Source organism: Leucobacter sp. GX24907, assembly GCF_053567335.1.
In genome coordinates this window covers 192,271-205,002 of the sequence record NZ_JBSGPD010000001.1, presented here as the reverse complement: position 1 = coordinate 205,002, position 12,732 = coordinate 192,271, and the positions used below count along the sequence as shown (strand labels likewise).

At 66.5% G+C, this 12,732-nt stretch carries 16 protein-coding genes; 3 read left to right on the top strand and 13 right to left on the bottom strand.

Annotated elements, in window-relative coordinates; translation table 11 throughout:
* Window positions 1-34 precede the first annotated feature (34 nt).
* Window positions 35-880: an LssY C-terminal domain-containing protein gene (locus ACUYV6_RS01075; protein WP_449276797.1), complete on the top strand. Its 846-nt coding sequence runs from the start codon at window positions 35-37 to the stop codon at window positions 878-880.
* A complete protein-coding gene (locus ACUYV6_RS01070; protein ID WP_449276796.1) occupies window positions 877-1,434 on the top strand; it encodes a hypothetical protein in 558 nt (185 codons plus the stop codon). Before ACUYV6_RS01075 ends, ACUYV6_RS01070 begins: the two co-directional genes overlap by 4 nt.
* Before the next feature lie 85 nt (window positions 1,435-1,519).
* Here ACUYV6_RS01070 and ACUYV6_RS01065 read toward each other — a convergent pair whose 3' ends face one another.
* The 8 genes from ACUYV6_RS01065 to rpsF all read right to left on the bottom strand — a co-directional run bounded on the left by ACUYV6_RS01065 (window position 1,520) and on the right by rpsF (window position 6,690).
* The gene (locus ACUYV6_RS01065; protein WP_449276795.1) at window positions 1,520-1,804 is read right to left on the bottom strand and encodes an ABC transporter ATP-binding protein; all 285 of its coding nucleotides are present in this window, start codon (window positions 1,802-1,804) and stop codon (window positions 1,520-1,522) included.
* A gap of 30 nt (window positions 1,805-1,834) precedes the next feature.
* Complete coding sequence (locus ACUYV6_RS01060) at window positions 1,835-2,434, bottom strand: hypothetical protein (RefSeq protein WP_449276794.1); 600 nt, start codon at window positions 2,432-2,434, stop codon at window positions 1,835-1,837.
* 95 nt (window positions 2,435-2,529) lie between these two features.
* On the bottom strand, window positions 2,530-3,042 hold the full coding sequence (locus tag ACUYV6_RS01055; RefSeq protein ID WP_449276793.1) for a mycothiol transferase: 513 nt from the start codon (window positions 3,040-3,042) through the stop codon (window positions 2,530-2,532).
* A 109-nt stretch (window positions 3,043-3,151) separates the two neighbouring features.
* Window positions 3,152-4,528 (bottom strand): replicative DNA helicase, encoded by a 1,377-nt coding sequence (gene dnaB / locus ACUYV6_RS01050; RefSeq protein WP_449276792.1) that lies wholly within the window; start codon window positions 4,526-4,528, stop codon window positions 3,152-3,154.
* A 469-nt stretch (window positions 4,529-4,997) separates the two neighbouring features.
* Window positions 4,998-5,447, bottom strand: a complete 450-nt coding sequence (gene rplI / locus ACUYV6_RS01045) for a 50S ribosomal protein L9 (protein WP_449276791.1) — start codon at window positions 5,445-5,447, stop codon at window positions 4,998-5,000.
* A gap of 14 nt (window positions 5,448-5,461) precedes the next feature.
* Window positions 5,462-5,722: a 30S ribosomal protein S18 gene (gene rpsR / locus ACUYV6_RS01040; RefSeq protein ID WP_200114886.1), complete on the bottom strand. Its 261-nt coding sequence runs from the start codon at window positions 5,720-5,722 to the stop codon at window positions 5,462-5,464.
* Between the two features lie 53 nt (window positions 5,723-5,775).
* On the bottom strand, window positions 5,776-6,324 hold the full coding sequence (ssb, locus tag ACUYV6_RS01035; RefSeq protein WP_449276790.1) for a single-stranded DNA-binding protein: 549 nt from the start codon (window positions 6,322-6,324) through the stop codon (window positions 5,776-5,778).
* 3 nt (window positions 6,325-6,327) lie between these two features.
* Window positions 6,328-6,690 (bottom strand): 30S ribosomal protein S6, encoded by a 363-nt coding sequence (gene rpsF / locus ACUYV6_RS01030; RefSeq protein WP_449276789.1) that lies wholly within the window; start codon window positions 6,688-6,690, stop codon window positions 6,328-6,330.
* A 168-nt stretch (window positions 6,691-6,858) separates the two neighbouring features.
* On the opposite strand from rpsF, the gene ACUYV6_RS01025 reads away from it, so the two are divergent.
* Window positions 6,859-8,046 carry a glycosyltransferase gene (locus ACUYV6_RS01025; protein WP_449276788.1) on the top strand — a complete coding sequence of 396 codons (1,188 nt, stop codon included), beginning with the start codon at window positions 6,859-6,861 and terminating at the stop codon, window positions 8,044-8,046.
* 14 nt (window positions 8,047-8,060) lie between these two features.
* Here the strand turns inward: ACUYV6_RS01025 and ACUYV6_RS01020 are convergent, their stop codons facing one another.
* From ACUYV6_RS01020 to ACUYV6_RS01000, 5 genes are read right to left on the bottom strand one after another with little or no spacing between them, the layout of a single operon-like run.
* Window positions 8,061-9,239 carry an amidohydrolase family protein gene (locus ACUYV6_RS01020; protein WP_449276787.1) on the bottom strand — a complete coding sequence of 393 codons (1,179 nt, stop codon included), beginning with the start codon at window positions 9,237-9,239 and terminating at the stop codon, window positions 8,061-8,063.
* 49 nt (window positions 9,240-9,288) lie between these two features.
* Window positions 9,289-10,071 (bottom strand): ATP-binding cassette domain-containing protein, encoded by a 783-nt coding sequence (locus ACUYV6_RS01015; protein ID WP_449276786.1) that lies wholly within the window; start codon window positions 10,069-10,071, stop codon window positions 9,289-9,291.
* Window positions 10,068-10,907 (bottom strand): ABC transporter ATP-binding protein, encoded by an 840-nt coding sequence (locus ACUYV6_RS01010; RefSeq protein ID WP_449276785.1) that lies wholly within the window; start codon window positions 10,905-10,907, stop codon window positions 10,068-10,070. Before ACUYV6_RS01010 ends, ACUYV6_RS01015 begins: the two co-directional genes overlap by 4 nt.
* 1 nt (window position 10,908) lies before the next feature.
* Window positions 10,909-11,799 carry an ABC transporter permease gene (locus tag ACUYV6_RS01005; protein WP_449276784.1) on the bottom strand — a complete coding sequence of 297 codons (891 nt, stop codon included), beginning with the start codon at window positions 11,797-11,799 and terminating at the stop codon, window positions 10,909-10,911.
* Entirely contained in the window at window positions 11,796-12,716 is a 921-nt protein-coding gene (locus tag ACUYV6_RS01000; RefSeq protein ID WP_449276783.1) for an ABC transporter permease, read from the bottom strand. Before ACUYV6_RS01000 ends, ACUYV6_RS01005 begins: the two co-directional genes overlap by 4 nt.
* Window positions 12,717-12,732 lie beyond the last annotated feature (16 nt).

Below are 12,732 nucleotides of genomic sequence, written 5' to 3'. Positions count from 1 at the left end.
CTGCTCCCGACTTCGCGCTGGCTACGATGTGAGGGTGAACACCGAACAGCGCTCGAGTCGGCCAGCCGCGCCGCGCCGCCGCCTCTCCGTCACGGCGCTCATCGACGAGTTCTTCTTCATCTACGCCGGAGTCGCCGCGGTGTGGCTCGCCTGGCTCATCTTGACCGAGAGCTTCCACTTCGGCTGGTTCGGGATCCTCTTCTTCATAGTGTTCTGGGCGACACTCGCGTACCTCGCTCTCCCCCGCCTGCACCGGATTCTGACAACGATCTACGTGCCCGACTACTTCATCGGGCGCACTCGCACGAGCGACGGCCTGCTCGGCGACCCGGTCAACCTTGCCGTGCGCGGCGAGGAGGCAGCCCTGCACCGCGCCATGGAGGCTGCTGGGTGGACGCAGGCCGACGCAGTGACTCTGCGCTCATCGTGGGGAATCATCGCCTCCACGCTGAGCCGCCGCAGCTACGATCAGGCCCCCGTGAGCCCACTGTTCCTGTTCACTCGGAAGCAGGACTTCGCGTACCAGCAGGAGGTTGAGGGCAACCCGGCGAAACGCCATCACGTTCGGTTCTGGCGCACTCCTGACGGTTGGCTGCTTCCGGGCGGGGCCCGCGTCGACTGGCTCGCGGCCGGTACCTTCGATCGTGCCGTCGGGTTCTCGCTGTTCACGCTGCAGGTCACGCACAAGATCGATGCCGACACCGACGTGGAGCGGGATCACGTCGTTGCGACCGTACTCGCCGCGAACCCCGCGGCCGGCCTCGAGGTGCTCGAGGACTTCTCGACCGGCTACCACTCGCGCAATGGCGGCGGCGACAGCATCACGACGGATGGCGACCTGCCGATCCTCGATCTGCGAAACCCGGAGGTGATCCCGTGAGCCAGGAGTCCGGGAAACGCTCAGCCGTCGAACCACCCGCGGCGCTGCTGGCGACCCAGTCCGTCTCGCTCGATGCGAAGCGACCTGGCTCGCTCGCCGGCGGCGCTGCCCTGATCGTGCTCCGCAGCATCGGCGGGATCTTCTGGATCATCGGCCTGCTCGCGGAATGGCCCTCGGTCTCAGCCAAGTTCGAGTTCGATGACGTCACCTCGCTCGTTCTGCTGTGGCTCCTTCTGTGCGTCGAGGGCATCTGGATCGGGTCGCTCCTGCTCTTCGCGTGGCTGCTGTGGAGGGGCAGCAACCTCGCGCGCATGCTCGCCATGTTCTGGGCGGCGGCCAGCATCACGGCGTCGGCGGTCGCCTACTTCGCGACGGGTGAGCAGATCACCGTGCGAACGACGTTGCTGACGCTCGCACTCGACATCCTGCTCATGCTCGCGCTGTCGAGCCGAGACGCCAGGGCATGGACGCGCGGACGGAAGCAGGCACGCCGGGAGGCGCGGGAAGGTCGGCTCGCCGAGCGGATTGCAGCGCACGGACGGTCTGCTCGGTAGAGGACCCGCAGTTCGAGGTCACCGCACGCGAGCGCCGGGTTAGCGGACCGGGTCGCCTACTGCCGCGTCGGTCGCGGGAGACGGCTCAGTGCCAGTCGTCGTCGCTGGGGCGCTGCAGATCCTTGCGCGCCTCGAGGTCTTCCTCGCTCGGCTTGCGGCCGAGACCGACGAGGGCCACGAACATGACGGAGACGATGAACGCGACGCCTGCCGCGACCGAGGTGAGCACGATGTCGCGCGTCGCCATCAGCACGATGAGACCAGCGAAGGCCGCGAGCACCGCCGAGAATCCGAGCAGCTCGAGCGGCTTCAGCCGTTCGCGGCGGGTCGGGGTCACCGGATCTTGTTCGGGCTTGGCGGACTCAGTCATCATGCGCTTTCGTGGTCGGGAGAATGTGGATCAGGCTCGAGCGGAACGTTCGGCCTGCTCGGCGGTGCGTGCTCCGCGCTCATCGAATGCCGAGATGCCGAGGTAGACGCCGGCGACAAGTGCGTAGACGCCGAAGAATCCGATGGCAGCGACCGCGTCTTCGCGTGCGAGCAGGGCCGCGAGCGCCAGCAGCACCCCCATCGCGCCAAGCGTGGTGCTCTCACTGCGCTCGACGAACCCGAGCACGCCTGCGATGAATTCGAGCAGTGCGCTGACGAGCGCCCATGCGGCGATGACGACGGCGACGAGCACGATCTCCTCGGAGAGCAGTACTCCAACAGTGGCGCCGACCGCCGCAGCGGCCTGCAGGAGCGGAACAGCGTGCCTTCTCGGCTTGAGGGCAGTCCATTCGATGACCTGCACGATCGCGAAGGCGGCGAGCGTCACCGCAATGACCATGCGATCGAAGGTGAGATTCTCGTGCATCGTCGCGGTGAAGATGATTGCCATCGCCGAGACCAAGAGCACGACCACGCGCACCAGGCGTACGCTCCGTGGCAGCGTCGGGGTCGCGGGTTCGGGGATCGTCGCGTCTGCAGTCTGTGCTGCCGAGTGCACGGTTTTCGCCATTACGCGCCCCCTTTCAGGCCTCCTAGGAGTCTACCGCTCAGTGCTGGGAAGCGATGCATCGCGGGCGGTGCGCTGGAGCGCGCTCCACCGGTCGGTCACTCGAAGGCGCCCGCTCCCATGCCCGAGATGTAGGCCGCCTGGGCGACGTGCTCGGCGGCATCCACCGAGATGCTCACGAGGCGGGAGGCACGTGTGACGGGCGGGTCCCACTGCTCATCGATGATGTCGCCAAGCGACGCGTGATCGAGCGACTCGAGGTAGGCGACCTGCGCGTCGGTGACGGCGGAGAGGTAGTCGAGCAAGAGCTCGCCGTCGTCGACCTTCACGGAGCGAGCCTGCTCGGCGGTATGGCCGTAGCCCATCTCGTGCGGATCGAGTTCGAGGCCGAAGCGGCGCTCGAAGCCTTCCCCGAGCCACACGGTATCGCACCCGGCGAGCGCCGCGAGCTGCTCGTCGAGCTCACGGGCGGCGTGCCAGAGCAGCCAGGCGACGGAGTTGTCGTGATGGGGGTGGGCGTTCAGCAGGCCCGGCGTGAGCGACTCCCTGAGCGCCTCGGCCGACTGCTGCGGTCGACGGGCAAGATCGATGAGGATATCGATGTGGTTCATACGGCCACGATAGGGCCGGATTCGCCGATGCCGCCACTTGGTCGTGTCTCCCCTGCCCTGAGGTCAGGTGCATTCGCTGCGTCTACGCTTGCGGGACGCAGCAATAAACTCAGACGCCGCTCGGCATGTCTTGGAAGCGTGAGTACAGACCCTGGAACGCGACGGTGACGGTGCCCGTGGGCCCGTTGCGCTGCTTGGCGAGAATGAAGTCGGCTTCGCCGGCGCGCGGATTGTCTCGGTCGTTGACGGCTTCGCGGTGCAGCAGGATCACCATGTCTGCGTCTTGCTCAAGAGATCCGGATTCGCGAAGATCGCTGATGGCGGGCATCTTGTCGGCGCGCTGCTCGGATGCTCGGTTGAGCTGTGACAGGGCGACGACGGGCACATCGAGTTCTTTGGCGAGGAGTTTGAGTGCACGGGAGAACTCGCTGACCTCTTGCTGGCGGCTCTCGACCTTCTTGCCGCTTGAGAGGAGCTGCAGGTAGTCGATGACGACCATGCGCAGCCCGTGCTGCTGCTTGAGGCGTCGGCACTTGGCACGGATCTCGACAAGGGTGAGGTTCGGGCTGTCGTCGATGTAGAGCGGCGCTTCGTGCACGCGCGCCTGAGTGGCGGCGAGCTTCTGGAAGTCGCGGTTGTCGAGGTCTCCCTTGCGCAGCGCCTGCATGGGAATCATTCCCTCGGCTGCAAGCAGTCTCATCGCGATCTCGGCGCGACCCATCTCGAGCGAGAAGAAGACGGTGGGTGCGTTTGCGTGTACTGAGGCGTTTCTGGCGACGTCGAGGGCCAGCGTCGACTTACCCATCGCCGGTCGCGCAGCGATGATGATCATCTGCCCCCCGGCGAAGCCGTTGGTCATCGAGTCGAGCTCGGCGAAGCCGGTGGGCACACCGAGCATGCCGTCGGGCATCGCCTGTGCCTTCGTGATCTCCTCGACCGCGGCCTCCACCGCGAGTGAGAGCGGCACGTAGTCCTCTGCCTGCTCGGCCCCGGTGACGCCGTAGATCTCGGACTGGGCAACGTTGACGAGATCGACGGCCTCCCCCTCGCCCGCGTAGCCCATCTGCACGATGCGCGTGCCGGCCTCGACGAGTCGGCGCAGCAACGCCTTCTCGCCGACGATCTCTGCATAGAAGCCCGCGTTGGCCGCTGTCGGCACGATGCTCGTGATCGTGTGCAGATACTCGGCACCGCCGGCGCGTTGCAGATCGCCGGCCTTCGTCAGCTCATCGGTGACGGTGATGACATCGGTGGGCTCGCCCCGCGAATACAACGCGAGGACCGCGTCGTAGATCACTTCATGCTTGGGTACGTAGAAGTCGGCACCGCGCAGCTGACCGGTGACATCGGCAACCGCGTCCTTCGAAAGGAGCATGCCGCCGAGCGCGCTCTGCTCCGCCAGGAGGTCGTACGGCGGTGTGCGCTCGTGCGAACGCTGCGACTCGTCAGACATCGCGTCGGGGATCCCCAAATGAGCGATAGACACTCGATGACTCCTTCTCGCGGGCGGGAACTGTGGTTGAGAGATATCAAACAGGAGACCGCCGACATTCACCGTAGGTGGGGTTCGGCGCCCCGACAAGCCCACCGAAAGTGAACACGGACGAGCCTGTGGATAACTCGGTGAATAACTCACCAGTTTTCCTCGCTACTTATCCACAATCTTGGGGACAAGGTGTGGATAGTAACCTAGAATTCTCCCTATTTCTTAGCTCTGATCTGGTATTTCTCAAATATCATCCTGTGAAGTTATTCAACTTTAAGGTGGAACTTGAAGCTTGTGGGTTGATCGCAGGCTGTGGAGAACTGAGTCCGATCAGAAGCAGATATGTCAAGTGCGCAGCGCAATTTCGTGAACGCGGCGTGTCCGGCGGAAAGACGCCAGACGCACGAAACAGTGGCGGCCCAGAGGCTCCGAAGAGCTTCTGGGCCGCCACTGTGTATGGGTCGTGCGCTTAGCGCTCCGAGATCACCTGCAGGGTGATCTCGGCGTCGACGCCCTCGTGCAGGTGCACGATCGCCTGATACTCACCGGTCGACTTGATGGTCGGCACGGTGACCTTGCGCTTGTCGATCTCGCCGAGGCCGGCAGCCGACACTGCGGCGGCTACGTTGGCGGGCTTGATCGCACCGAAGAGGCGCCCACCGTTGCCGGTCTTCGCCTGCACGCGGATCTTGCCCTCCTGCAGCTTGGCCTTGAGTGCCTGGGCCTCTTCGGCCGAAGCGATCGCGCGGGCCTCGCGGGCCTTGCGGATCTGCTCGACCTGAGCCGCGCCACCGCGGGTCCAATGCGTCGCGAACCCCTGGGGAACCAGGTAGTTGCGCGCGTATCCGTTCCTGACCTCGACCACGTCACCCGCGGATCCGAGTCCCTGAACCTCGTTCGTAAGAATTACCTTCGCCATGATGCTCGTTCTCCTTAGCGGCCGGAACCGGCGTAGGGGAGGAGCGCCATCTCGCGGGCGTTCTTCACGGCCTTCGCGATGAGTCGCTGCTCCTGCACGGACACGCCGGTGATGCGGCGTGCGCGGATCTTGCCGCGCTCAGAGATGAACTTGCGGAGCGTCGCGACATCCTTGTAATCGATGACGCCGACGGTCTGCTTCTTCGCGGGTGCAGCCGCCTTGGCGTTCTTGCCGCGACCCGGCTTGCGGCCTGCGCCGCTGGACTTGCCTGCCATGTTGGTCTCTTTTCGTGATGTGCCCCGGATGACGCCGGAGCTGAAGAAGTTGTCTAGAAGGGTTGCTCGTCGTCGAAGCCGCCGAAGTCGCCGCCCTGGTTCGGGCCCTGGCCCGAGTTCGTCCAGGGGTTGTCGCCACCGCGACCGCCCTGACCGCCCTGCGGAGCGGCCGGCTGGCCCCAGCTCGACTGCCCTGCGGGAGCGCCCGAACCTCCGCCGAAACCGCCCTGACCGCGCGACTGGCCGCGCGTCACCTGAGCAGTCGACCAGCGGAGCGTCGGTCCGACTTCCTCGACCTCGAGGTCGAGCGACGTGCGCTGCTGACCCTGGTTGTCGGTGTAGCTGCGCTGCGTGAGACGACCCTGCACGATCACGCGCATGCCCTTGGTGAGCGATGCGGCGATGTTGTCGGCGTATTCACCGTAGGCGCGGCACCCGAGGAAGAGGGCCTCACCGTCAGACCAGTCGCCCGACTGACGGTCGCGCACGCGCGGCGTCGATGCGATGCGGAAGGTCACCCACGAGCGGCCCGCCTGACTGACGCGCGGCTCGGGATCGGCAACGAGGTTGCCGACGACTGTGATGAGCGGCTCGCCGGCCATGGACTAGGCGCCCTGCTTCGCGGCGGCGCGAGCCGCCTTGGCCTCGGCGCGCTTGCTCTGAGCGGCACGCTGGGCGATGAGCTCGTCGGCGCGCAGCACCTTGGTGCGGAGCACGGCCTCGGAGAGACCCAGCTGACGGTCGAGCTCGTCGGTGGCTTCCGGCGTAGCGGTGAAGTTCACCACGACGTAGATGCCCTCGGACTGCTTCTCGATCTCGTAAGCGAGACGGCGCTTGCCCCAGATGTCGGTGCTCTCGATCTCGCCGCCCGCGTTGCGGATGACCCCGAGGAACTTATCCATGCTGGGGGCCACAGTGCGCTCGTCGATACCGGGATCGAGGATCACCATGAGTTCGTACGGATGCATTACTGACCCACCTCCTTCGGACTTCGCGGCCACGGGATTTCCGTGGCAGGAGGGTGTTGTGCATCGTGTCCGCTCGCTCGGCAGATCGCTTTGCGCGCAGACAACCTGTCCATGGTACCAGCTCGGTAGGGCTTCGTCACGCTGCAGGCGCGACGATAGGCTGATCAGGTGAGGATCGCACTCGTCTCCGTGCACACATCTCCGAGTGCCGCACCCGGCTCGGGCGACGCGGGCGGCATGAACGTGGTGATCGCCGAGCAGGCACGCGCATTGACGGCACTGGGCCACGACGTCGTGGTTGCGACGCGGGCGAACCGAGAGGTATCGCCTGGCATGTACGAGATGGGGGAGGCGCGGCTCGTCGCCATCGCAGCCGGGCCGCCGAACCTTTCCAAGGGCGAACTTCCTGCGATCCTGCCGGAGTTCGCGCGCGGATTGCGTGAACTCGCGCCGTTCGACGCGGTGCACGCCCACTACTGGTTGAGCGGCGAGGCCGCTCTTCCGGTCGCGCGCGACATCGGTTGCGGTCTCGCCATCACCCTGCACACGGTGGCCGCGCAGAAGAACGCCCATCTTGCACCGGGCGACACTCCCGAACCGGCCGTGCGTCTTTCGGGAGAGGAGCGGCTGGCCCGTGAAGCCTTCGTCGTCGCGGGCAGCCGCAGCGAGCTCACCGCGATTGAACGCTGGTACGGACCATCGCGTTTGGGGGCCGAGGTCGTACACCCGGGTATCGACACGGAGCTGTTCCGACCCGTGCCCGCGGGGGAGCCGTCGACCCCGGCGCCGCTCCGAATCACGGTTCTCGGCCGCGTGCAACCGCTCAAGGGACAAGATCTCGCCGTCGAAGCGGCGGGCGAGCTCGCCCGGCGCGATCCTGAGCTCTGGCGCCGTTGCGAGCTGATCATCGCCGGCCAGGCCACGCCCGGTGCCGAGACCTATGCGGCCTCGTTGCAGAGGCGCGTCAAGGAGCTCGGCATCGCCGATCGGGTGCGGTTCTTGCCCGCTCAGGATCGCGCGGAGGCCGCGCAACTGCTCGCCTCTTCGGCTGTCGTACTCGTTCCATCGCATTCCGAGACCTTTGGTCTCGTAGCCCTCGAGGCGGCGGCATGCGGTACGCCCGCGGTCGTCGGCGGGCATACCGGACTGGTCGAGGCGGCGCCGGCAGGGGAGACCGCGGTGCACGTCGATGGGCGCGACCCGGGGGAGTGGGCGAGCGCTCTGTCAGCGCTTCTGCGCGATGACGCCGCGCGACGCGCACTCGGCGATCGGGCCAGGGCGCACGCGCTCACCCACAGCTGGGCGGCGCACGCCGAACGACTCGAGGCGATCTACACGCGTCTCGCCGCACGCTGAGATGCCCTCGGCGTTCAGTCCAGCGGCTGGCCGTCCGTGATCACGAGACGGCGTCTCCCCGCGTCCGCCAACACATCGAGATCGGCTCTTGGGTCGGCGTCGAGCACGAGCAGGTCCGCTGCGTAGCCCTCGCGCACGCGGCCGATCTCCTCGCCGAGACCGACGATCGCTGCTCCCGACACCGTGAGCGAGCGCAGAATCGCCTCAGGAGTCTGCACCCGAGCGCGGAGCCGGACCTCTTCGAGCTGATGCGCGAGGCCCGCGCCGTGCAGATCCGTGCCGTAGCCGATCGAGACTCCGGCCGCGTCGGCGCGTTGCAGGGCGTCGAGACCGCGTTCGAAGAGATCGGCCACCGCAATACGCTGCCCGGGCTCGAGCGCGCTTCCCTCCAGCGAGGCCCAGTACGTCGCCAGTGTCGGCACGAGATGCACGTCCTCGAGCTCGGTGAGCAGACGTAATGACTCGTCGTCGATGTGGGTACCGTGCTCGATGGTGCGGATACCGCATTCGAGCGCCCGGTTGACCGCCTCGGCGGTGTAGGCGTGCGCCGCGATGTAGCGCTTCGCGAGCCGGGCCTCCTCGACCGCGACCAGCAGCTCCTCCCGAGAGAAGCCGAGCGCCTCGATGCGCATCTTCGAGATGACACCGCCGGAGACGGTCAGCTTGATGTGATCGGCGCCATCCCGGAACTGCTCGCGCAGCGCACGGCGGATCTCGACCTCTCCGTCGATCGTGCGGGTGAGCGCGTGGCCCCCGGTCGGGGCAAAGATCGGTCCGCCGGTGAGGAGACGCGGCGCGGTGATCAGGCGCTCGCGCACCGCCCGTCCGAATCCGTTCTCCGCCCCGCCCATGTCTCGCACCGTCGTGAAGCCCCGACGCAGCATGCGCTCGAGTTCGACCGACGTTCGAGTCGCGAGATACGAGGCGTCCCAGTCCAGCAGCTGGGCGTGCGCCGCGGTCTGCGTGGGGTGGGCGTGCGCGTCCACGAGGCCCGGCATGACGACTCGACCCCCGATCTCGATCTCGCGAACGCCAGCGGGAAGGTCTGCTCCGGGCCTGATCTCGGCGATCCTGCCGTCGCGCACGACGATCGTCACGGGGGAGCCCAACTGTTCGCGCTCAGTGTCGAGCACACGGCCGCCGACCAGGGCGACGGGTTGCGGGCGGTGTTCGTCGATGGTGCGCACGGGCATCGTGTACCTCTTGTTCTCTGGGCGGTCTGCGGTCGGGGTGTGCACCCGGTCAGCGGATGTCGACGCGGGGAATCGAGGCCAGCAGGGTCCGGGTATAGGGATGCTGCGGGTCGTCGAAGACCTCTCCGATAGTGCCGCGCTCCACGAACTCGCCGGCCCGCATCACGACGACATCATCCGCGACCTGCCGCACGACCCCGAGGTCGTGCGAGACGAACAGATAGGCGAGGTTGAGATCGCGCTGCAGGTTGTCGAGCAACTCGAGGATCTGGGCCTGGATGAGCACGTCGAGCGCGGAGACCGGCTCGTCGAGCACCACGATGTCCGGGTGCAGCGCGAGGGCGCGGGCGATACCCACCCGCTGCCGCTGCCCGCCCGAGAACTCGCTCGGCCGGCGCTCCGCCATGTCGGGACTGACGCCGACCCGGTCGAGCAGTTCGTCGACCTCCGCTCGCGCATAGCGTCCGGTGATCCGCAGCGGCTCGGCGACGATCTCGTGCACGGTCATGCGCGGATCGATCGACGAGTAGGGGTCCTGGAAGACCATCTGCATCCGACCGCCCAGCTGCCGCCGCTTGCGCGCGGGCAGCCGCGTGATGTCCTCGCCGAACGCGCGGATGCTGCCGGAGACGATCGGGGTAAGCCCGAAGAGGGAGCGGATGAGCGTCGACTTGCCGCACCCGGACTCCCCGACCAGACCGAGCGTACGGCCGGGGAACAGCTGCAGGCTCACACCTCGCACGGCCTGCACCCCATTGCCCCGCCGCACGGCACTGGCACTGCCGTAGGTCACCTGGAGCTCATTCACTTCGAGCAGCGGTTCGGGCATCATGCCTCCTCCTCGAGCGGGGCCGCGCGTTGCGGACCCTCCTTCTCGGTGATGACGCTGCTCAGCAGCAGCTGCGTGTAGGAATGCTGCGGTCGCAGGAAGATCTCGCGGGTCGTGCCCGTCTCGACGATATCCCCCTGGTACATGATGATCATGCGGGAGGCGTTCTGCGCTGCGAGCGCAAGGTCGTGGGTGATGAGGATCAGCGCCGACGCGAGCTCCTCCCGCGCCTTGGCGAGGGTCCTCATGACCTGCGCCTGCACGGTGACGTCGAGCGCCGTCGTGGGCTCGTCGGCGATCAGCAGCGCCGGATTGTTCGCCATCGCCATTGCGATGACCGCGCGTTGCCGCATTCCGCCCGACCACTGGTGGGGGTGGGCCTTCGCCCGCTTCTCGGGGTCAGGAACACCGACCGTGCTCAGCAGCTCGTGTACCTGCCGCCTAGCCTCTGCGCGGCTGAGATTCTGGTGCAGTCTCACGGCCTCGCCGATCTGCGATCCGACGCGACGCAACGGATTCAGCGCCGTCATCGGATCCTGGAAGATCATGCCGAAGTCACGCCCTCGCATCTTGCGGAACTCTCGGTCCGGGAGACCGACAATCTCTTTCCCGCGCCAGCGGATCGAGCCTTGCTCGACGCGGACGCCCGTGGGCAGAAGCCCCATGACCGCCGACACCGTGAGACTCTTGCCCGATCCGGACTCGCCGACGATGCCGACGACCTCGCCCTCCTCGACCGTGAACGAGATGCCGTGCACCAGCCGCACGGTCTCACCGTCGGGTTTCGTGGCGGCGATGACCAGGTTCTCCACCTCCAATAGAGGGGTGTGCTCGCTCATATCAACGCACCTTTCGCAGCGGTTGCTTGTTCTCTGCGGTGAACCTCTGGCTGAAGAACTGTGTTCCTCCTACGATCAGGAAGATCGCGATGCCGGGGATGGTCGCCTGCCACGGCGAAAGCCGCAGGTACTTCTGACCTTCGAGCACGAGACCGCCCCACGTGGGGGAAGGCGGCTGCACGCCCAAACCGAGGTAGTCGAGGCCGGCCTGCAGCACGATCACGAGCCCGATGCTCGACACCGCGAGGATGAACATCTGCGGCACGACGTGCGGCAGAATGTGCGTGCGGATCACGTGCATCGCGGAGGCTCCGAGCAGCCGCGGGGCGATCACAAAGTCCTGGCCACGCAGGGTGAGCGCGGTGGCGCGGGCCACGCGTGCGAAGTTCATCCAATGCGTCAGCCCGAGCACGAGGATCATGAGGAGCGCGCTCGGCCCGAAGATGGCCGAAAGCGCGATCAGGAGGAGCACGGCGGGGAGCGCGAGGCTCACGTCGGTCAGCAGGGCAATGATGTTGTCGAGCCAGCCGCCGAAGAATCCGGCGCACAGTCCGAACACCGTGCCTACGAGCATATTGATTCCGACTACCGCTGCGGTGATCCACAGGGTCGTGACTCCGCCCGCCGCCAACCGACTGAGAAGATCGCGACCGTTAGCGTCGGTGCCAAGCGGATGCGCGGCGTCGACGAAGGGCGCGAGCCGCACAGCGGAGAGGTCCTGCGCGAACGGGTCGAATCCGGGCCAGAGGTGCACGAGAGCGTTCCCGAGTACGGTTGCGACGACGACGAGACCTCCGATGTAGGAGAGCAGCGCTCCTCCGCCGCGTGGACGCCGGCGCTTCGGCCGGAGCGCGGGATCGCCGAGTTGCGAGAGTACTGAAGTGTGTGTCATGAGAGCTTCACCCTCGGGTCAATGATCGAATACAGAAGGTCGACGACCACATTGACGACGACGAAGAGGAAGGCGACCACCAGCAGGCCCGCCTGCACGACTGCGAAGTCGCGCTGACTCACGGCTCCGACGAGCGTCACGCCGATGCCCGGCCAAGAGAAGACCTGCTCCACGATGACTGTGCCGCCGAGCAGAGCCGCCAGATTGAGGCCCGCGACGGTGAGAACGGGGAGAAACGCGTTCGGCAGCATCTCGGTAGCGACCACCTTCGAGTGGCTCTTACCGCGTGCGTAGGCCGTCCGTACATAGTCCGCGGTGGTCTGCTCGCTCAGAGAGGAGTCGAGCAGACGGACGTAGAGTACGAACTGCGCGGTCGCGATAGTGGCGACGGGGAGCACGAGGGAAGGGGTTCCGCTGTAGCCGAGACTGGGGAGCCAGCCGAGAGCCACGGAAAAGATGAGCACCAGCAGGAGGCCGAAGAAGAAATCTGGGACCGACTGCCGAAGCGATCCGCTCCACACGAACATGGCCCGCAGCGTGCGGCTGCCGGTGATATGGATGAGCAGCGCGGCCAGCACTGCGAGCACAAGCCCGATAGCGAAGGCGCTGATGGCCAGCGTCATGGTCGCCGGAAGGCGCTCAAGGATGATGTCGAGAGCCGGCTGCCCCGGATTACGGTAGGAGACGCCGAAGTCGCCGCGCAGCAGACCGCCGAGGTAGTTCAGGTACTGGGTGCCGAGCGGATCATTGAAGCCGAGCCGACCGTTGAGGTCGTGGATCTGCTGCTCAGTAGCGCCCTCCGTGAGGATCAGTGCGGCGGGCTTGCCGGTGGCGCGCCCCAGCACGAAGGCGATGGTGACCGCGATGAACAGGGTGGCGAGCGCCTGGAGGATGCGTCGTATGAGATAGGAGGCCATAATGAGCTTTCCGTGT

Coding starts and splice junctions, on each gene's coding strand:
- ssb (WP_449276790.1), bottom strand. CDS start 6,324: ATGGCCGGCGAGCCGCTCATCACAGTCGTCGGCAACCTCGTTGCCGAT.
- ACUYV6_RS01010 (WP_449276785.1), bottom strand. CDS start 10,907: ATGAGCGAGCACACCCCTCTATTGGAGGTGGAGAACCTGGTCATCGCC.
- rplI (WP_449276791.1), bottom strand. CDS start 5,447: ATGGCGAAGGTAATTCTTACGAACGAGGTTCAGGGACTCGGATCCGCG.
- rpsF (WP_449276789.1), bottom strand. CDS start 6,690: ATGCATCCGTACGAACTCATGGTGATCCTCGATCCCGGTATCGACGAG.
- ACUYV6_RS01020 (WP_449276787.1), bottom strand. CDS start 9,239: ATGCCCGTGCGCACCATCGACGAACACCGCCCGCAACCCGTCGCCCTG.
- ACUYV6_RS01005 (WP_449276784.1), bottom strand. CDS start 11,799: ATGACACACACTTCAGTACTCTCGCAACTCGGCGATCCCGCGCTCCGG.
- rpsR (WP_200114886.1), bottom strand. CDS start 5,722: ATGGCAGGCAAGTCCAGCGGCGCAGGCCGCAAGCCGGGTCGCGGCAAG.
- ACUYV6_RS01000 (WP_449276783.1), bottom strand. CDS start 12,716: ATGGCCTCCTATCTCATACGACGCATCCTCCAGGCGCTCGCCACCCTG.
- ACUYV6_RS01055 (WP_449276793.1), bottom strand. CDS start 3,042: ATGAACCACATCGATATCCTCATCGATCTTGCCCGTCGACCGCAGCAG.
- ACUYV6_RS01065 (WP_449276795.1), bottom strand. CDS start 1,804: ATGACTGAGTCCGCCAAGCCCGAACAAGATCCGGTGACCCCGACCCGC.
- ACUYV6_RS01015 (WP_449276786.1), bottom strand. CDS start 10,071: ATGATGCCCGAACCGCTGCTCGAAGTGAATGAGCTCCAGGTGACCTAC.
- ACUYV6_RS01060 (WP_449276794.1), bottom strand. CDS start 2,434: ATGGCGAAAACCGTGCACTCGGCAGCACAGACTGCAGACGCGACGATC.